We start from the raw sequence: 19,655 nt of genomic DNA on the forward strand, positions 1-19,655 counted from the left end.
CCCCAGGTACTGGGGAGACGGGGCGTCGCTCGTGAGCGCAGTGACAGCAGGCAGGTGGGCTAGTCGAGCAGCCCGGCCTCACGGTCCCTGGCGCGGTTGGCCTCCTGGAGGTTCTCCAGCATGGCCTTCTCCTCACGCTCGTTGGCGTGGGCGGTGTCGACGGCTGCGTCGGTGTAACGCTGCTCGTCAGCCTTGAGGAGGGAACCGCGGGCGATGCGGTCCGCGTAGCCGAACTCGTTCATCTGCTTCGGAACCCGGGCGCCGGCGTAGGCCAGCGGGATCGGGTGACCGTGCTCGTCCACCGGGCCGAGCGGCTGGTGGATCTCCACGAAGGCGCCGTTCGGCATCTGCTTGATGACGCCGGTCTCGATACCGTGCTCAAGGACCGCACGGTCAGAGCGCTGGAGGCCGACACAGATGCGGTGGGTGATCCAGTACGCCAGCGGCGGCAGGAGCAGGACACCGATTCGACCGAACCAGGTCATCGCGTTGAGCGAGATCTGGAAGAAGTGGGCGATATGGTCGTTACCACCGGAGATGGTGACCAGCATGAAGAAGGTGATCGCCATCGCGCCGATGCCGGTGCGAACCGGGACGTCGCGCGGACGCTGCAGCAGGTTGTGGTGGAGGTCGTCACCGCTGGCATGCTTCTCGATCCACGGGTAGGCGAACAGCAGCACAACCATCAGACCGGCCACCAGGGCGACCCAGAAGGCGGAGGGGATGGTGTAGTTGCCCAGGTAGAGCTCCCACGCCGGCATGATTCGTGCGACACCGTCAGTCCACAGCATGTAGACGTCAGGCTGGGAACCGGCGGACACCTGTGACGGGTTGTACGGGCCGAGGTTCCAGATCGCGTTGATCGTGGTCAGACCGGACATCAGGGCGAGCACAGCGGCGGTCAGCAGACCGAAGCCGATCGCCTTGGTGGCGAACACCGGCATGATGCGGATGCCGACGACGTTGTTCTCGGTGCGGCCGGCACCCGGGAACTGGGTGTGCTTCTGGTACCAGACCAGGGCGAGGTGCGCGGCGATCAGGCCGAGGATGATACCCGGCAGGATGAGCACGTGAGCGATGTAGAAGCGGTCCAGCATCAGATCGGACGGGAAGTCGCCGCCGAAGATCAGCCAGTGCAGCCAGGTGCCGATGATCGGCAGACCGACGATGATGGCGGACATGATGCGGAGGCCGACGCCGGAGAGCAGGTCATCCGGGAGGGAGTAACCCATGAAGCCCTCGGCCATGCCCAGGATCAGCAGGGTGGAGCCGATGATCCAGTTGGCCTCACGCGGGCGTCGGAACGCACCGGTGAAGAAGACACGCAACATGTGCGCGACCATGGACATCATGAACATCAGCGCGGCCCAGTGGTGCATCTGGCGGACGAAGAGTCCGCCGCGGACCTCGAAGGAGATGTCCAGCGCGGTGGCATAGGCGCGGGACATTTCGACGCCGTTGAGCGGCAGGTAGGCGCCGTCGTAGATCACCTTGGTGATCGAGGGGTCGAAGAACAGTGCCAGGTAGACACCGGTCAGCAGCAGGATGATGAAGCTGTACAGCGCCATCTCACCCAGCATGAAGGACCAGTGGGACGGGAAGACCTTGTTCAGCTGCGGGCGCAGCAGTCCCGCCACCGTGTAACGGGAATCAATGTTGTTGCCGATTTTGGCCATTTTAGTGCTCATTAAGACCTACGCTCCCAGAATGCAGGGCCAACGGGCTCAATGAAATTGCCCTTGGCGACGAGGTAACCCTCTTCATCGACTTCGATCGGCAGCTGCGGCAGAGCACGTGCGGCGGGGCCGAAGATCGGCTTGCCGTACTGGAGTGCATCAAACTGCGACTGGTGGCACGGGCACAGGATCCGGTTGGTCTGAGCCTCGAAGAGCGAGGTCGGGCAGCCGATGTGCGTGCAGATCTTGGAGTACGCGTAGTAGTCGCCGTAGTGGAAATCCTCCTGGCCGGCACGCTCGACGGCCTTTGCGGCATCGGCGCTGCGCAGACGGATCAACATGACGGAGTTACGCGGACCGTGCAGCGAGTGCATCTGGCTCTCGTAGACGTCGCTCTCGGGGTTGTAGAGGTCCCCGTCGTTGACGTAGGAGGCCGGAAGCGGGTAGACGGTCTCCATTGCGCCGGCGTCCAGATCCTCCGGACGGACACGCACGAGGCGGGAGACGCCGGTGGTGACCCAGTGGCTGCCGGTTTCACCGGTGTGCTGCTCGGCGATGGCGCCGGTGTCCCGACCGAGGTAGAGCTTGACGCCCTCCTCATGGAGGGTCCAACCGGAGGTCCACAGGGTGCCGTCACCCATGACGTTCAGCTCGCCACGCTTCCACGGGTTCTTGATCATGCCGCCCAGCGGGGCGACGACGATCAGGCCCGCCAGAATGCCGGCTCCACCGAGCAGACCCTGCAGAGCCTTGCGGCGGCCCAGGGTCGAGGTGGTCCAGGAGTCATTGAGCAGCGCGGTCAGCGTACGGCGGTCGACCTCGGAGGAGGGACCGTCATGACGACGCTGGACCGAGATCTCCTCGGGCACGATGGTCTTCACGTAGAGGACGACCGCCATACCCAGACCCAGGATGGAGAGACCCGAGGTCAGGCCCAGCAGCGGGGTGTAGAGGGTGTGGAAGATATGGCCTTCCTCACCGAGGTTCTTGAACTCCCACGGCCAGAAGATGTAGACGCCGAGGAAGGCGACGGCCGCGATGATGCCGAGGACCAGCCAGATCATCACTGCACGCTCGGCGCGCTTCTCTGCCGGATCGTTCGGGACCGGGAAGCGCTCCTTGCGGTACGCGACGGTGACGTCGTCCAGCTCGGTACCCAGACGCGCGAGCTCATCGTTGCTCATCGCGTTGAGTTGCTGGGTGGTGTAGTTCTTCTTCACTTCGTTGCTCATGAACGCGATCCAATCCACATAGCGGCGGCACCGAGAACGGTGATGCCGATGAACCACATGGCCATACCCTCAGACACCGGGCCGAGGCCGCCGAGGCCCCAGCCACCCGGAGACGGAGTCTCCTTCGTGGCCTTGATGAAGGCGATAATGTCCTTCTTCTCATCCGCGGAGAGCTGACGATCGGAGAACTTGGGCATGTTCTGCGGACCCGTGAGCATGGCCTGGTAGATCTCCTGCTCGTTCGCCGGATCGAGCGGCGGGGCGTACTTGCCGGATGACAGCGCGCCGCCACCGCCGGTGAAGCCGTGGCAGGAGGCGCAGTTCAGACGGAAGAGCTCGCCACCGCGGGCGATGTCCTGAGCGTCGATCATGCCGTTGTAGTTCTTGCCACGGAGTTCCTCCATGGCGATGGTGCCGTCCTCGTTGTACACGAGCTCGGGGCCGCCACCGTTGGCCGCCACGAACGCGGCCATGGCCAGCGACTGTGCCTCGGTGTAGCGCGGTGCCTTGCGCTCAGCCTGGGCGTCGTTGGACATCATCGGCATGCGGCCGGAGTGGACCTGGAAGTAGACCGCACCCTCGCCGACGCCGATCAGTGAGGGACCGCGGTCCTGGACACCCTGCAGGTTGGCGCCGTGACAGGTGATGCAGGCCATGTCGTAGAGGTCCTTGCCCTCCTGGATCAGTGCCTGATCATCACGCTGCGCGGTGGCGACCTGTGCGTCCGGGGTCAGCGCGGTGGCGAGAACGCCTGCACCGGTGAGCCCGAGGGTAAGCGCGAAGGCACCCACGAAGGTACGACGCATCTTGCGGCGACCCCGGGCCTTCTTGGCCGAGGTCGACGACACGGAGTCGTCGCCTGCGGCAATGTTCGGATTGGTATCCATCATTTTCCTCTTGAAAATTCGGTTACGGAAAGTGAATGGCTGCAGGCCGATTGCTCGGCAGGCTACGGCCTACTGGACAAGGTAGAGCGTGATGAACACGCCGACCCAGATGACATCGACGAAGTGCCAGTAGTAGGACACTGCCATGGCGGCGGTGGCCTGTGCCGGCGTGAACTTTGACTTGGTCACTCGACGAAGCACGACGATGAAGGCGATGACACCTGCCGTCACGTGTGCCGCGTGGAAGCCCGTGATGATGTAGAAAACTGAGCCGAAGACACTCGACTGGATGGTCACGCCGTGAATGATCAGCTCATACCACTCAAATGCCAGGAAGCCGAGGAAGCCGACTGCCAGAGCCACGGTAATGAGGTACCAACGACGAAGACCGAAAACGTCACCCCTTTCTGCTGCAAAGACGCCGAACTGCGAGGTAACCGAGGAGGCGACCAGAATGGTCGTGATGATGAAACCGAACAGGACATTGAGATTGGCTGTCTGTTCGCTCCAGTCGCCTGCCAGGCCGTTCGCACGCGACGTGAAATACATCGCGAAGAGTCCGGCGAAGAACATCAATTCCTGAGACAGGAACACAATCGTGCCGACACTGACCATGTTGGGGCGGTTCAGTGCGGGAACACGCTGTGGTGCTGCCATACCTGAGTTTGAAACTGCGCTCGTCACGCTGAACAGTATGACGGCTCAGAAGGCGGAAGTCACTTCATCTCCCCCCGCTCTTGGGTGGCAAATAGGAATATCACCTGCGGTTTTAGTGGAGCGGGAGATTCCGTGAAACTTTTGCGATTCTCCGGGAACTTTCAGCCAACGCCATCCGACCTGACATTCCCGCAGGTCATCTCCCCCGACCCCGCCGCTCTCCCCTGAGCGACATTTCTACGGCCCAACGATACCCGATTCCCGCGCCGGAAAGGCAAGAACCGCCACAAGGGTTGAGAGAGCTAAATCACAGCCCCGTCCGCCCGGAAACCTGGTTCTCAAACTTTCGGTTGACCCCCTGTGAGCAGGGGTTTCCGCCCCCGGGCCGCTTCCCGACGCCGCAGCCGAATGCGACGTCGGGAAGCACGTGCGGGCGGAAAAACGACGAGGCACCTGCCCCGGGGGGGGGACAGGTGCCTCAATCGAGATGTGTGTGGCAGATCAGACCGTGCAGAAAGCTAGTGGGCTTCCTTGGGCATGCCGTACTGCATGTTCAGGCGGTAGGAACCCCAGATCAGCAGAACAGCACCCAGGGCCATCAGCCAGAAGTGCCAGAAGGCGATGCCCAGGCCCAGCAGGCCGACGGCGCCGGCCATCCAGGCCGGGTAGATGGAGCCCGGGGAGAAGAAACCGAGGATACCGGCCTTGTCCTCGACCTCAGCCTCTTCCCAGTCTTCGGGAAGGACGTCAGCACGGGAGTCGGTGAAGTGAAGGTAGACACCGAGCATGACAGCCAGCGCGGTGGACAGGACCAGGGCGACGACGCCGACCCATTCCGTACCGCCACGGTTGGCGTCGTCCTGGACGAAACCGGTGCCGACGATGTAAATGACGGCCATCAATCCAAGAAAGACTGCGATGCCGTACAGCAGTTTAGAGCTCGACTTCATTGCTAAACTCCTCGCTTAGATGTTGGCGCTGTTGTCGACGAAGTTCTCGCCGTCGCGGGTCTGACGGGACGAGTTGAACGGGTGGGTCGAGGTGGCGTAGGGAGCCTCGCCGATCGATGCCAGGGCCTCAGCGTTCGGGGCGTCCGGGTTGTCGATACGGAACTGCAGGTAATCCTGGAACGCCTCCGGGGAGACAGCGCGCAGCTCGAAGTTCATCATGGCGTGGTAGGTGCCACACATCTCGGCACAGCGTCCGACGAAAGCACCCTCCTCCTCGATGGCCTCGATCTGGAATGCACGCTGCTGCTGGTTGGCCTCCGGGTGAGCGAAGGCGTCACGCTTGAACAGGAACTCCGGGATCCAGAAGGAGTGGGCCACGTCGCCGGAGGCGAGCTGGAACTCAATCGGGGTGTTGGTCGGAAGGACCAGGACCGGAACCTCTTCGGTGGAGCCGAGGGTTTCGATCTGGTTGAAGTGGAGGTAGGACTGGTCACCCTTGGACATACCGTGGATCGGGTTCGGGTTGTCGACCAGCTCCGGGTCGTCCAGCCTGGTGGTGTCCGCCAGGTCCTGACGCTCGGTGTCGCTGCCGTTGTACTCGGAGCCGGTCGGGCTCAGCTCGGCGGAGACGTTCTGGTAGCCGAACTTCCAGTTCCACTGGAAGGCCGTGACATCAACCGTGACGTCCGGATCCTTGTCCAGCGCCGTGACCTTCTGCTGGGTCTGCACCGTGAAGAAGAACAGGCCCATGACGATGATGATCGGCATGATGGTCAGGACAAGCTCGAGAGGAACGTTGTACTGCAGCTGCTTCGGGAACTCGCCCTTCCCATTCTTCTCGGCCTTCTTGGCGCTCCAGCTGAAGATGGCGGTGAGCATGAGCGCCCACATGATGATGCCGATGATCCAGGCGACAACCCAGACCCAGACCCAGAAGTTGTACATGGAGGTTGCCTCGGGAGTGATCCCGTCCGGCCAGCCCATGTCGAGAATCCTGCTGACGCCCTCCGGGGGAGCGACGTCGCAACCGGCGAGGGCGAGGCCGCCGAGCGCCATCACACCGCCGAGACCCGCCTTACGGGCGAAGCCGCGTTTTTTACGCTGTTCCACGTATGTCTGCCTTCCTGTCCACACTAGATCCTTGAACACTGGTTTAAGCATTCCTAACTAAGCAGGATAGTTCATCCATGGAGGTCGTCCACACTGTTTCCGCCCTCCCCGGATTCGCCGGTTTGCACCGGTATCCCTCGAAGTACCCCGGATGTTACAGCCCATGTGCGGTAACCAGCGAATGTCGGTCGAGGCCCCCCAGACCCGGGTGTAACCCAATTCACAATGGCCGCTACGCTGCATCATCCGAAAGTTCCCACCCGTTAGGGGAGACTTTTCACCCCCTCCCCTACCGCGTGCGGTTTCGCTTTCCATTCACGCCCGAACCACGTGCCGGTGTGGCCTCCCCGTGCCCGCGGGCCGTATCGTAGGACCGGATACTGCAACGACGCTGACGACGCCAGCGCCACTTCCCGTTATATAGAGGAGAACATTTCCACATGTGCGGCTTTCTTGGCATGCTCACCGCCGGCGGCGACGCTGACACCTTCGTCGACGCCGTCACCCGGGCACTCCCGTGCATGCGCCACCGCGGCCCGGACGAGGCCGGCACCTGGCACGACGCGGACGCCATCTTCGGCTTCAACCGCCTGTCGATCGTCGACCTGGAACACTCCCACCAGCCGCTGGTGTGGGGTCCGGAGGATAACCCGGAGCGCTACGCCCTGATCTTCAACGGCGAGATCTACAACTACGTCGAACTCCGCGAGGAACTCTCCGGTGCCGGTCACGACTTCCGGACGCAGGGCGACTCCGAGACCATCGTCGTGGGATACCACCACTGGGGAGAGGACGTCGTCGAGCACCTGCGCGGCATGTTCGCCTTCGCCATCTGGGACACCCAGGAGAAGCTTCTTTTTGTGGGCCGTGATCAGTTCGGCATCAAGCCGTTGTTCTACGCCACCACCCCCGCAGGCACGGTGTTCTCCTCGGAAAAGAAGTCCATCCTGGAAATGGCGCCCGAGCTGGGTCTAGGCCTGGAACTTGATCGACGCGCCATCGAGCATTACGTGGACCTCCAGTACGTGCCCGAGCCGGAGTCCCTCCACACCGGGATCCGCCGCCTGGAGTCCGGCTGTACCGCCACCCTCCGCGCCGGCGACGAGGTGGTTGCCAAGCGCTACTTCAAGCCCAGCTTCGAGGTGACCCCCGTGGCCAAGGGGTCCGAGCAGGACCTCTTCGACCGCATCGCCCGGGCCCTGGAGGATTCCGTCGAGAAGCACATGCGTGCCGACGTCACGGTGGGTTCCTTCCTCTCCGGCGGCATCGACTCCACCGCGATCGCCACCCTGGCCAAGCGCCACAACCCGAACCTGCTGACCTTCACCACCGGTTTCGAGCGGGAGGGCTACTCCGAGGTCGACGTCGCCGCCGAATCGGCCGCGGCGATCGGCGTCGAGCACATCGTCAAGGTCGTCTCCCCCGAGGAATACGCCGGCGCCATCCCGAAGATCATGTGGTACCTGGACGATCCCGTCGCCGACCCCTCCCTCGTTCCCCTGTACTTCGTGGCACAGGAGGCCCGGAAGCACGTCAAGGTCGTCCTGTCCGGTGAAGGCGCCGACGAGCTCTTCGGCGGCTACACCATCTATAAGGAGCCGCTGTCGCTGGCGCCCTTCGAGAAGGTCCCCACCCCGCTGCGTCGCGGCCTCGGTCGCCTGTCCCGCGTCCTGCCCGACGGCATGAAGGGAAAGTCGCTGCTCGAGCGTGGTTCCATGACCATGGAGGAGCGTTATTACGGCAACGCCCGCTCCTTCAACTTCGAGCAGCTCCAGCGGGTTCTGCCCTGGGCGAAGGAGGAGTGGGACCACAAGGAGGTCACCGCCCCGATCTACGCACAGTCGACCCACATGGACCCGGTGGCCCGCATGCAGCACCTGGACCTGTTCACGTGGATGCGCGGGGACATCCTGGTCAAGGCCGACAAGATCAACATGGCCAACTCCCTGGAACTGCGGGTGCCCTTCCTGGACAAGGAGGTCTTCGAGGTCGCGCAGACCATTCCGCACGACCTGAAGATCGCCGGCGGCACCACCAAGTACGCCCTGCGTAAGGCGATGGAGCAAATCGTTCCGCCGCATGTCCTCAACCGCAGGAAGCTCGGCTTCCCGGTTCCCATGCGCCACTGGCTCGCCGGCGATGAGCTCTTCGGCTGGGCACAGGACACCATCAACGAGTCGCAGACCGACGACATCTTCAACCGCAAGGCTGTCCTGGAGATGCTCCGGGAGCACCGGGACGGCGTCTCCGACCACTCCCGCCGCCTGTGGACCGTCCTTGCCTTCATGGTCTGGCACGGCATCTTCGTGGAGCACCGCATCGATCCGGAGATCGAGGAGAAAGACTACCCCGTCAACATCTGATCCGGCCACGGAAGGCCGAGAGCCCGCACTCTCCCCACGAGGGAGAGTGCGGGCTCTTTTCGCCTGGTGACGTAACTAGTTGAAGGAGTCGCCGCACGCGCAGGAACCGCCGGCGTTCGGGTTGTCGATGGTGAAGCCCTGCGACTCAATGGTGTCGGAGAAGTCGATCTTCGCGCCGCTGAGGTACGGGACGCTCATCTTGTCCACCACGAGGCGGACGCCGTCGACGTCGTCGACCTGATCGCCGTCGAGTGTGCGGTCATCGAAGTAGAGCTGGTAACGCAGGCCGGCACAGCCACCCGGCTGGACGGCGATGCGCAGGGACAGGTCATCTCGGCCCTCCTGATCAAGCAGAGCCTTGGCCTTTGCGGCCGCCGTGTCGGTGAGAACTACGCCGGTGCTGGAGGTGGGAGCGGTCATGTTGGTGGTCTCCTTGCGAGTGAAAGCTTCGTATCGTGCGCCAGGAACTCCCGCGTCGGGGTGCCCGTGTATGCGCCCACCATACTCCTCCGCTATTGGCTGAGCTAAGAACAGCACGGTGCCCGGGCGCTTACATACTATTAACGCCTACGCGCCGAGCCGTATTCCCGATTTCTTTCACCGGCCTTGTAGCCTGGGATTCGTGAAATTCCCCTGGCAGAAATCTGAAGACCCCTCCCCCGCCGAGTCGGCCGATCCCACCGCATCACAGGGAACCCCCGATGCTGAATCGGAGCGATCCCTCCCGAAGGGCCACACCCCGCCCAAGGGTCGTCCGACGCCCAGGCGCCGGGAGGTGGAGATCGAGCGCGGTGTGATCCGTGACCCGAAGGCCCCGACCTCGGCCGCCCAGGCGAGCGCCCGCCGTCGGGACCTGAAGAAGTCCATGTCGAAGGAGGAGTGGAAGGCCTACAAGGAGAAGGAGCGTACCGAGAGCCGGAGACGCCAGAAGGAGGCCCAGAAGGCGATGGACTCCGGCGACGAGCGTTACCTGCTCGCCCGCGACCAGGGCGCGGAGCGTCGTTACGTGCGCGACTGGGTGGATTCGCGTCGCTTCATCAACAACGCTGTCCTGCCGGTGGCGCTGGGTCTGCTGGTGATCATGTTCATCGGTACGTGGGCGCCGGACTTCGCGAACATCATGTCGATGATCGCCATGGGCCTCATGGTCGTCTTCTTCATCGAGGGTGTGTGGGCCGGCCGAAGCGCCAATAAGGCGGTGGGCGAGCAGTTCCCGGGGACCACGGCCACGGGCCTGGGCCTGGGCTTCTACGCCTACTCGCGGATGACGCAGCCCCGGAAGTGGCGTTCGCCGAAGCCGCGGGTGGCAGTCGGCGAGAAGGTCTAGCCGCTGCTTCACTAGAGTCTTGGGGGGTACCCCACCCGCCGTCATCAACCAGGAGGCCCGCCATGCTCTTCGACTCCACCGAACCGATCCTCGCCCCTGATGAGCAGGCCCGCGCCGATGCTCTCGCCGCAGTCGCAGGATCAGGGTTGGGTCGGTTGCATGAGCTGGGCGCCTGGGTCGCGGCCTGTCAGGGGACGTTCCCTCCGGCACCGCTCGAACGGTGCAGGGTGGTGGTGTTCGCGGGTGACCACGGCGTGGCGAAGCGGGGTATGTCCACTCTGCCGCCGGGGCATTCCGTGGCTCAGGCCGCGGACATCGGGAGCGGCGCCGGTGCGGTGAATGTGCTGGCGCGGGCTGCGGGGGCGTCGGTACGGATGGTGGATGTCTCGTTGGATCATGAGGCCAGGGGCGACGAGCGCGTCTCGCGGTCGTCCGGTGCGATCGACGTCGAGGACGCCATGACTCCCGAGCAGTTCGAACTCTCCGCGGAACTCGGCCGGCGGGTGGCCGACCAGGAGATCGATTCCGGCGCGGACCTGGTCATTCCGGGCGATCTCGGGGTGGGTAACACCACCGTCGCGGCGGCCGTGCTCGGGGCATTCACCCACACCGAACCGGTCGCGGTGGTCGGCCCGGGTTCAGGTATCACGGATGAGCTGTGGAAGATAAAGGTCGAGGCGATCCGCGATGCCATGTTCCGGGTCCGCACGCTCGTGGCCGACCCGGAGACGGTCCTGCGGATGATCGGCTCCCCTGATCTGGTCGCCCTGGTGGCGTTCATCGGGCAGTCCGCCGCCCGCCGCACCCCCGTGCTTCTCGACGGCGCCCTCGTCACCGTCGCCGCCTTCCTCGCCGAGCGCCTCGCCCCCGGGACAAAAGACTGGTGCCAGGCGGGTCAGCTCAGCCCGGAACCCGCGCACCTCATTGCGCTGCAGGCCCTGGAGCTGACTCCCCTCATCGCCCTGGACATGAACGCCGGCCAGGGCACCGGCGCGCTCGCCGCACTGCCGCTGGTGAAGGCGGCCGCCGAGCTGCTGGCCGATTAGGCCTCAACCAGGGTGTACACCCAGCCGTGGGTGTCCTCGTACTCGCCACGCTGAATGGCGGTGAGGCGCTCACGCATGGCCATGGTGATCTCGCCGGGCCGGTTGTCGTTGACCACGAACTCACCGTGGTTGGACAGCACGCGGCCGACCGGGGTGATCACGGCCGCGGTGCCGCAGGCCAGGGCCTCGGTCATGGCGCCGGACTCGACGTCCTCGCGCCACTCGTCCTTGGAGATGCGCCGCTCCTCGGTCCGGTAACCCAGGTCGCGGGCGACCTGCAGCAGCGAGTCCCGGGTGACGCCCGCCAGGAGGGAACCCGACAGGGCCGGGGTGACCACCCTGGCGTCCGCCCCGGAGCCGTACACGAAGAAGAGGTTCATGCCGCCCATCTCCTCGATGTAGGTGTGCTCGATGGCGTCCAGCCACACGACCTGGTCGCAGCCCTTCTCCTCCGCCTGGGCCTGCGCGAGCAGGGAGGCGGCGTAGTTGCCGGCGAACTTCGCGGCACCGGTGCCACCCGGCGCGGCTCGGACGAAGTCCTCGCTCAGCCAGACCGAGACAGGCTTGATTCCGCCGGTGAAGTACGCGCCGACAGGCGAAGCGATGACGAAGAAGGTGTACTTGTTCGCCGGGCTGACACCCAGGGAGACCTCGGTGGAGATCATGAAGGGGCGCAGATAGAGGCTGGCTTCGCCACCGGCGGCGGGGACCCAGTCCCGGTCGACGTCGACAAGCAGGCGGATGGCCTCCAGGAAGTCATCCGTGGGCAGCGGCGGCATGGCCATGCGCTCGGCGGAGCGCTGCATGCGCTCGGCGTTCTGCTTCGGACGGAAGGTGGCGATGGATCCGTCCGGCTGACGGTAAGCCTTGATGCCCTCAAAAATCGCCTGGCCGTAATGGAACACGGTGGTCGCCGGGTCCATGGGGATGGACTCGTAGGGACGCACCCGGGCGTCGTGCCAACCCTTGTCCTCGGTCCACTCGATGGTGACCATGTGGTCGGTGAAGTTCTTGCCGAACCGCGGATTCCGCAGAATCTCCTCGCGCGCCGCATCGGACGTCGGGGTTTTCGTACGGTTCACGGTGAAATTGAGAGACGTCATGCGAATAACGGTACACCGGCACGGTTTTGGTGGTTTCTATAACCTGGAGACATCGCAAAGCAACCTCAGGAGGTACTTTTCATGGCGAACCCCACGTTCTCCCTTCCGGCACGCGGTGCCACCCCGGAGCTGAAACTGGCCCGAAAGGCCCCGAAATCAACGGACGCGATCGTCCTTCCGCTGCTCCTCGGAGAGGAAGGCCCGGAGCTCCCGGCCTCCCCGCTTCTTGACGACGCCGCCCTCCGCGACGTCCTCAACTCCCTCAGCGCCGTCGGCGCCACCGGCAAGGTCTGCGAGGTCACCCGCGTGCCCGCCCCGGCGGGCGTCACCGCCGCCTCGGTGATCGCTGTCGGACTGGGTGACCCGGAGGAGCTCACCGACGAAACCCTCCGTCGCGCCGCGGGCACCGTCGCCCGTTCGCTGTCCGGCCTGAAGACCGTCGCCACCTCTCTCGGCGTGTTCGGCCTGGCGGCGGCCGTCGAGGGCATCGCCCTCGGGGCCTACAGTTACCGCGGCATCCGTGGCGAGTCCGAGGAGAACAACACCCCGGCGGGCAAGGTCGTCTTCGTCAGCGAGACCAAGGCCGACGCAGAAGTGTTCGACATCGCCCGTATCACCGCCGAGGCCGTCATCTTCGCCCGCGACCTGGTGAACACCCCCTCTTCCCACCTCTACCCCGAGTCCTACGCCGGCATCCTGTCCGCCGAGGCGGAGGCTGCGGGTCTGGAGATCGAGGTGCTCAACGAGAAGGCACTGGCCAAGCAGGGCTACGGCGGTATCCTCGCCGTCGGCCAGGGTTCCGCCCGGGCCCCGCGCCTGGTGCGACTGACCTGGTCCCCGAAGAAGTCGAAGAAGACGGTCGCCCTGGTGGGCAAGGGCATCACCTTCGACACCGGCGGCATCTCCATCAAACCGGCCGCCAACATGGAGAACATGGTCTCCGACATGGGTGGCTCCGCAGCCGTCGCCGCCACCGTCTTCGCCGCAGCCAAGCTCAATCTGCCGGTGAAGGTCACCGCCACGATGCCGCTCGCCGAGAACATGCCCGACGGCCTGGCCCTGCGCCCCGGCGACGTGATCACCCACTACGGCGGCATCACCTCCGAGATCATCAACACCGACGCCGAGGGCCGACTCGTGCTCGCCGACGCCCTCGTCCGCGCCTCCGAGGACAACCCCGACTACCTCATCGAGACCGCCACCCTCACCGGCGCCCAGATGGTCGCTCTCGGCGTACGCACCGCCGGCGTCATGGGTTCCGAGGAACTGCGCGACCGCGTCGCCGCCACCGGCCGCAATGTCGGCGAGCCGGCCTGGGCCATGCCTCTTCTGGAGGAGCAGGAGGATGAGCTCAAGTCCCCCGTCGCCGACATCCGCAACGCCCACCCCAACCGCTGGGGCGGCATGGAGTTCGCGGCACTGTATCTCTCCCGCTTCGTCGGCGAGGGCATCGAGTGGGCCCACGTCGACATCGCCGGCCCGTCCTACAACACCTCCGGCGTCCACGGCTACACGCCCAAGCGCGCCACAGGTGTGCCGGTCCGTACCTTTCTGGCGCTGCTGGCGGAGATAGCAGCGGAGGACTAGTGGAGGGTCCTGGCGCGGGTCGCACTTTATGACAGCCTGAGACCCGTCCCCGACTCACGACCTGGGCTTTCCCGAAACTCCAGGTAAGGAAATACGACGCTCCGTCCCTTTCAGTCGGGAAGTTCCCCCCGCTCAAAGGCTGCGCGACGTTGACGCTGTTCCTCCCGCTTACGCAGGATGCGCTCACGCTCAATACGCTCGCGCATCCGTTGGGGGTAACCGGTCTCCTCCACGTCGTAGATGGGGGCCTTCAGCAGTTTTGCCACCGCATCGATGCCCTTGGGGCCGCCGATGCGGCGTCGCGTGAACTCGCCGTTCTCGTCGACGAGAACGACGGACATCTCATTGACCACGGTTTCCGGCTCCACGAAGACCTCCACGAAGGCCCGGCCCCGGGCCCACTCGCGGAGATGGTCGGCATCCTCCGGGCGGATGGTATCCCCGGGGGCCCTGGGGGGTCTGAGACCCGACCGTGACTTGTTACGACCGAATAGATTGAACACACTTTACTATTGTAGGAGCATTGAAACTTCGTACCGGGTCTCGGCGTTACGCGCCAGAACAAACCCGGTACGCTTGGGTCTATTAGCTATCGACATACTTAACGACTTTCGAGGAGTCAGAACAACATGGCGTTCTCCGTAGAGATGCCCGAACTGGGCGAATCCGTCACCGAAGGCACCATCACCCAGTGGCTGAAGCAGGTCGGTGATCGCGTCGAGATCGACGAACCCCTGCTCGAGGTCTCCACCGACAAGGTCGACACCGAGATCCCCTCCCCCGTCGCCGGCGTGCTGCTGGAGATAAGGGCGGAAGAGGACGACACCGTCGACGTCGGCGCCGTGATTGCGGTTGTTGGCGAGGAGGGTGACAGCGAGGCCCCGGCAGCTGACTCCGAGGAGGCCGAGCCTGAGGCACCTGCCGAGGAGCCGGAGGAGCCGAAGCAGGAGTCGAAGGCTGCTCCCAAAGCCGCCTCCGGCAAGACCACCGACGTGGAGATGCCGGAGCTGGGCGAGTCCGTCACCGAGGGCACCATCACCCAGTGGCTGAAGCAGGTCGGCGACACCGTCGAGGTCGACGAGCCGCTGCTCGAGGTCTCCACCGACAAGGTCGACACCGAGATCCCCTCCCCCGTCGCGGGCACCATCGTCGAGATCCTGGCTGAAGAGGACGACACCGTCGACGTCGGCGCCGTGATCGCACGCATCGGTGACGCCGACGCGGCAGCAGGCGAGGCCGAGGCTGAGGACGTTCCTTCGGAGGCTGCCATCGAGGAGGCGGAGTCCAAGGACGAGAACGAGACCGTCGAGGAGGCCGCACCGGCCACCGAGGACGCCTCCGAGGACGCCGCTGGAGGCGACGCCACCGACGTGGAGATGCCGGAGCTGGGCGAGTCCGTCACCGAGGGCACCATCACCCAGTGGCTGAAGCAGGTCGGCGACGCAGTCGAGGTCGACGAGCCGCTGCTCGAGGTCTCCACCGACAAGGTCGACACCGAGATCCCCTCCCCCGTCGCGGGCACCCTGCTGGAGATCCTGGCTGAAGAGGACGACACCGTCGACGTCGGCGCCGTGATCGCACGCGTCGGTTCCGGTGCCCCCAAGAAGGCCGCTCCGGCCCCCAAGGCGGAGAAGGTCGAGGAGAAGAAGCCCGAGCCGAAGCCGGAGCCGAAGAAGGAGGCCCCCAAGGCGGAGAAGGTCGAGGAGAAGAAGCCCGAGCCGAAGCCGGAGCCGGAGCCGAAGAAGACCGAGAAGAAGGTCGACAACGCCAACGTCCCGTACGTCACCCCGCTGGTGCGCAAGCTGGCCGACAAGCACGGCATCGACCTGAGCACCGTGGAGGGCACCGGCGTCGGTGGCCGCATCCGCAAGCAGGATGTCCTGGCTGCCGCCGAGGGCGACGCCCCGGCCGCCGCCGCTCCGAAGGGCGAGCGTGCGAACTGGTCCACCAGGTCCGTGGATCCGGCCAAGGCCGAGCTGATCGGTACGACCCAGAAGGTCAACCGCATCCGCGAGATCACCGCCGCCAAGATGGTCGAGTCGCTGCAGACCACTGCTCAGCTGACCCACGTGCAGGAGGTCGACATGACCCGCATCGCGGAGCTGCGCAAGGACGTCAAGCAGGCTTTCGTCGAGAAGCACGGCTCCAACCCGACCTACCTGGTCTTCATCGTCAAGGCTGTCGCCGAGGCTCTGGTCTCCCACCCGAACGTCAACGCGTCCTACAACGCCGAGACCAAGGAGATGACCTACCACGCGGACGTCAACATCGGCGTCGCCGTGGACACCCCGCAGGGTCTGCTGGTCCCGATCATCAAGAAGGCTCAGAACCTGAGCCTGCCGGAGATCGCCGCCGCAATCGTGGACCTGGCGGATCGCGCGCGCAACAGGAAGCTTCGCCCCGACGATCTCTCCGGTGGCACCTTCACGGTGACCAACATCGGTTCCGAGGGCGCCCTGCTGGACACCCCGGTGCTCACCCCGCCGCAGGCCGGCATCCTGGGCACCGCGGCCATCGAGAAGCGTCCGGTCGTCGTCACCGACGACGGCGTGGACTCGATCGCCATCCGACAGATGTGCTACCTGCCGTTCACCTACGACCACCAGGTCATCGACGGCGCTGACGCAGGCCGTTTCGTGACCACCGTCAAGGATCGCCTGGAGACCGCGGACTTCCAGTCCGACCTGGCTCTCTAGCCCCCAACCGGTGAACTGACCGCCGCCCGACCATCGTGGTCGGGCGGCGGTTCTGCTTTACCTGCCCCGGGGTGCTGCTCCCGGCCATATAATCGGGGCACCAGTCCCCGCACCGAGGAGTCGACTCCACATGGCACTGTCTGATATCACCGATCCCGCGTCCTACCTGGCCCGGCACACAGGTCCTGATTCCGCGGAGGAGCAGGTCATGCTGGGGAGACTGGGATACTCCTCGCTCGACGAGCTTGTCGACGCCGTCCTGCCCGCCGACATCCGGGTCTCCGCCACGCCGCAGACCGGCCAGCCGCTTTCGGAGACCGGCGCGCAGGCGCGACTTCGCGAGTACGCCGATCAGAACGTCGTGCTCAAGGCGTTCTACGGTCAGGGTTTCTCCGACACGATCACCCCGCCGGTCATCCGTCGCGGCGTGGTGGAGGATCCGGGCTGGTACACGGCGTATACGCCGTACCAGCCGGAGATCTCCCAGGGCCGCCTCGAGGCGCTGCTGGCTTTCCAGACGATGGTGTCGGAGCTGACGGGTCTTCCCGTCGCGAATGCCTCGCTGCTGGATGAGGCCTCGGCCGTCGCGGAGGCTGTGGGCCTGATGTCGCGGGCGAAGAAGAAGGGACGCCGGGTTGTGCTGGATGCCCGCCTTCACCCGCAGGTCCTGGGCGTTGCCGCGGAACGGGCCCGCGCCATCGACCTGGAGGTGGAGATCACCGATCTGTCTGCGGAGCTGGTCGGTGAGGATCTGTGCGGTGTGGTCATCGCCTACCCCGGGACCGACGGTGAGGTCAGCAACCCGGCGCGGATCATCGGGTCGATCCATGACCGGGGTGGTCTGGCCACGGTGGTCACCGATCCCCTGTCGCTGCTGCTCCTGGAGTCCCCCGGTGAGCTGGGCGCGGACATTGCGGTGGGCAATTCTCAGCGTTTCGGTGTGCCGTTGTTCTACGGTGGTCCGCACGCCGCGTACATGGCCGTCACCGATGCCCTGAAGCGCCAGCTGCCGGGCCGACTGGTCGGCGTCTCGGTGGATGCGGAAGGCGCACCCGCCTACCGGCTGGCCCTGCAGACCCGTGAACAGCACATCCGTCGTGAGCGGGCGACCTCGAACATCTGCACGGCGCAGGCGCTGCTGGCGGTCACCGCGGCGATGTACGCCGTCTACCACGGCCCCGAGGGGCTCAAGGCCATCGCGGAACGCGTGCACCGGCTCGCCACCTCCTTCGCCGCCACCGTGCGCGCGTCCGGGGCAGAGGTGCTCCACGACTCCTTCTTCGACACCGTCGCCGTGCGGGTGCCGGGCGGGGCGCAGGGGGTCGTCGACAAGCTCGCGGAAGCCGGCTACCTGGTGCGTGCCATCGACGGGGACACCGTGGGCGTCTCCTTCGGCGAGTCGGCGACGGAGGGGGACGTCGGGGAGCTGGCGGCCGCCTTCGGTCCCGGCGAGGTGCAGGAAGGCGCCACGGCGATCCCCGGGGACGTGGCGCGGAGCACCCCGACGTTGACCCACCGGATCTTCGGGACGATGCACTCCGAGACCCAGATGATGCGCTACCTGCGGACCCTGTCGGACAAGGATCTGGCGCTGGATCGCACGATGATTCCGCTGGGTTCCTGCACGATGAAGCTCAACCCGACGGCGGGCATGGAGACGATCACGTGGCCGGAGTTCGCCGACATCCACCCCTACGCGCCCGATGAGCAGGCCCGGGGCTGGATCGCCCTGATCGAGGAGCTGGAGGGGTGGCTGGCCGAATTGACCGGCTACGCGAAGGTTTCCGTGCAGCCGAACGCCGGCTCCCAGGGCGAGCTCGCGGGCCTGCTGGCCATTCGCCGCTACCACCTGTCCAAGGGTGACATGGAACGCGACATCTGCCTGGTCCCGGCCTCGGCGCACGGCACGAACGCGGCGTCGGCGACGCTGGCGAACCTCCGCGTGGTGGTGGTCGCCACCGCCGGCGACGGCTCGATCGACCTCGCCGACCTGGACGCCAAACTCGAGCAGCACGCCAGCAACATCGCGGCCATCATGATCACCTACCCCTCGACGCACGGTGTGTTCGAGGAGACGGTGCGGGAGGTCTGCGGCAAGGTCCACGACGTCGGCGGTCAGGTCTACATCGACGGGGCCAACATGAACGCGCTGACCGGCCTGGCCCAGCCCGGCCGGTTCGGCGGCGACGTCTCCCACCTCAACCTGCACAAGACCTTCACCATCCCGCACGGCGGCGGTGGACCGGGCGTCGGCCCCGTGGCCGTCGCCGAGCATCTCGTGCCCTTCCTGCCGACCGACCCGGCGCGGGCGGACGCCACCCGGCCGGTCGACGAGAACGCGGGCGTGCCCATCTCCTCCACGAAGTACGGTTCCGCCGGTGTGCTGCCGATCTCCTGGTCCTACATCGCCATGATGGGCTCCGAAGGCCTCGCGCGCGCCACCGCGAGCGCCATCCTCGGCGCCAACTACCTCGCCCGGGAACTGCAGGACTCGATCCCGGTGCTCTACACCGGCAAGAACGGCCTGGTCGCCCACGAATGCATCTTCGACCTGCGGGAGCTGACCAGCCGGTCCGGGGTGACCGCCGCCGATGTGGCCAAGCGGCTCATCGACTTCGGCTTCCACGCCCCCACCCTCTCCTTCCCCGTCTCGGGAACCCTCATGGTCGAGCCCACCGAGTCGGAGGATCTGACCGAGCTGGACCGCTTCATCCAGGCCATGCGCACCATCCGGGCCGAGATCCAGGAGATCATCGACGGTTCCGTCGCCTATGAGGACTCCGTCCTGCGTCACGCCCCGTACACCGCGTGGAGCGTGTCCCGCGATGAGTGGGACCACGCCTTCACCCGGGAACAGGCCGCCTGGCCGGTCCCGGGCCTGCGCCGGGTGAAGTACTTCCCCCCGGTGCGACGCCTCGACGAGGCCTACGGCGACCGCAATCTGGTCTGCTCCTGCCCGCCGCCCGAGGCCTTCGACATCGCCCATCACCATGATTCCCCCGCCACCGAGGAGAACTGACC

Annotated in this window: 15 protein-coding genes; 6 read left to right on the forward strand and 9 right to left on the reverse strand. The window is 65.5% G+C overall.

All coding sequences use genetic code 11. From position 1 onward, the window contains the following. Positions 1–59 precede the first annotated feature (59 nt). The 6 genes from qcrB to ctaC form a co-directional block, all read right to left on the reverse strand. A complete protein-coding gene (gene qcrB, locus CETAM_RS08860) occupies positions 60–1,688 on the reverse strand; it encodes a cytochrome bc1 complex cytochrome b subunit (protein WP_156228522.1) in 1,629 nt (542 codons plus the stop codon). Further along, positions 1,688–2,908, reverse strand: coding sequence for a cytochrome bc1 complex Rieske iron-sulfur subunit (gene qcrA / locus CETAM_RS08865; RefSeq protein ID WP_156228523.1), 1,221 nt, complete (start codon positions 2,906–2,908; stop codon positions 1,688–1,690). Before qcrA ends, qcrB begins: the two co-directional genes overlap by 1 nt. Further along, entirely contained in the window at positions 2,905–3,798 is an 894-nt protein-coding gene (gene qcrC, locus CETAM_RS08870; protein ID WP_197085708.1) for a cytochrome bc1 complex diheme cytochrome c subunit, read from the reverse strand. Before qcrC ends, qcrA begins: the two co-directional genes overlap by 4 nt. A gap of 66 nt (positions 3,799–3,864) precedes the next feature. After that, positions 3,865–4,479 carry an aa3-type cytochrome oxidase subunit III gene (gene ctaE, locus CETAM_RS08875; protein ID WP_231587419.1) on the reverse strand — a complete coding sequence of 205 codons (615 nt, stop codon included), beginning with the start codon at positions 4,477–4,479 and terminating at the stop codon, positions 3,865–3,867. Between the two features lie 491 nt (positions 4,480–4,970). Then, the gene (ctaF, locus tag CETAM_RS08880; RefSeq protein ID WP_156228524.1) at positions 4,971–5,402 is read right to left on the reverse strand and encodes an aa3-type cytochrome oxidase subunit IV; all 432 of its coding nucleotides are present in this window, start codon (positions 5,400–5,402) and stop codon (positions 4,971–4,973) included. Between the two features lie 15 nt (positions 5,403–5,417). Then, positions 5,418–6,512, reverse strand: coding sequence for an aa3-type cytochrome oxidase subunit II (gene ctaC / locus CETAM_RS08885; RefSeq protein ID WP_156228525.1), 1,095 nt, complete (start codon positions 6,510–6,512; stop codon positions 5,418–5,420). Positions 6,513–6,952: 440 nt separating this feature from the next. On the opposite strand from ctaC, the gene asnB reads away from it, so the two are divergent. Further along, complete coding sequence (asnB, locus tag CETAM_RS08890; protein ID WP_156228526.1) at positions 6,953–8,875, forward strand: asparagine synthase (glutamine-hydrolyzing); 1,923 nt, start codon at positions 6,953–6,955, stop codon at positions 8,873–8,875. A gap of 75 nt (positions 8,876–8,950) precedes the next feature. Here asnB and CETAM_RS08895 read toward each other — a convergent pair whose 3' ends face one another. Then, entirely contained in the window at positions 8,951–9,295 is a 345-nt protein-coding gene (locus CETAM_RS08895) for a HesB/IscA family protein (RefSeq protein WP_156228527.1), read from the reverse strand. A gap of 202 nt (positions 9,296–9,497) precedes the next feature. On the opposite strand from CETAM_RS08895, the gene CETAM_RS08900 reads away from it, so the two are divergent. Together CETAM_RS08900 and CETAM_RS08905 are read left to right on the forward strand one after the other, a co-directional pair. Next, complete coding sequence (locus CETAM_RS08900) at positions 9,498–10,202, forward strand: DUF3043 domain-containing protein (protein ID WP_156228528.1); 705 nt, start codon at positions 9,498–9,500, stop codon at positions 10,200–10,202. Positions 10,203–10,264: 62 nt separating this feature from the next. Next, positions 10,265–11,248, forward strand: coding sequence for a nicotinate-nucleotide--dimethylbenzimidazole phosphoribosyltransferase (locus CETAM_RS08905; protein WP_156228529.1), 984 nt, complete (start codon positions 10,265–10,267; stop codon positions 11,246–11,248). On the opposite strand, the gene CETAM_RS08910 is transcribed toward CETAM_RS08905, so the two are convergent. Further along, a complete protein-coding gene (locus CETAM_RS08910) occupies positions 11,245–12,351 on the reverse strand; it encodes a branched-chain amino acid aminotransferase (RefSeq protein ID WP_156228530.1) in 1,107 nt (368 codons plus the stop codon). The genes CETAM_RS08905 and CETAM_RS08910 overlap by 4 nt on opposite strands. 81 nt (positions 12,352–12,432) lie before the next feature. Here CETAM_RS08910 and CETAM_RS08915 point away from each other — a divergent pair, with 81 nt between their 5' ends. Next, positions 12,433–13,938, forward strand: coding sequence for a leucyl aminopeptidase (locus tag CETAM_RS08915; RefSeq protein WP_156228531.1), 1,506 nt, complete (start codon positions 12,433–12,435; stop codon positions 13,936–13,938). A gap of 110 nt (positions 13,939–14,048) precedes the next feature. Here CETAM_RS08915 and CETAM_RS08920 read toward each other — a convergent pair whose 3' ends face one another. Beyond that, positions 14,049–14,441: an oxidoreductase gene (locus tag CETAM_RS08920; RefSeq protein WP_156228532.1), complete on the reverse strand. Its 393-nt coding sequence runs from the start codon at positions 14,439–14,441 to the stop codon at positions 14,049–14,051. A gap of 126 nt (positions 14,442–14,567) precedes the next feature. Between CETAM_RS08920 and sucB the strand changes: the two genes are divergently transcribed. Both sucB and gcvP read left to right on the forward strand, forming a co-directional pair. Further along, a complete protein-coding gene (gene sucB / locus CETAM_RS08925; RefSeq protein ID WP_156228533.1) occupies positions 14,568–16,634 on the forward strand; it encodes a 2-oxoglutarate dehydrogenase, E2 component, dihydrolipoamide succinyltransferase in 2,067 nt (688 codons plus the stop codon). A 130-nt stretch (positions 16,635–16,764) separates the two neighbouring features. Beyond that, positions 16,765–19,653, forward strand: coding sequence for an aminomethyl-transferring glycine dehydrogenase (gene gcvP, locus CETAM_RS08930; RefSeq protein ID WP_156228534.1), 2,889 nt, complete (start codon positions 16,765–16,767; stop codon positions 19,651–19,653). Positions 19,654–19,655 lie beyond the last annotated feature (2 nt).

The sequence above is a fragment of the Corynebacterium comes genome (assembly GCF_009734405.1).
In the GTDB taxonomy this organism is placed as follows: domain Bacteria; phylum Actinomycetota; class Actinomycetes; order Mycobacteriales; family Mycobacteriaceae; genus Corynebacterium; species Corynebacterium comes.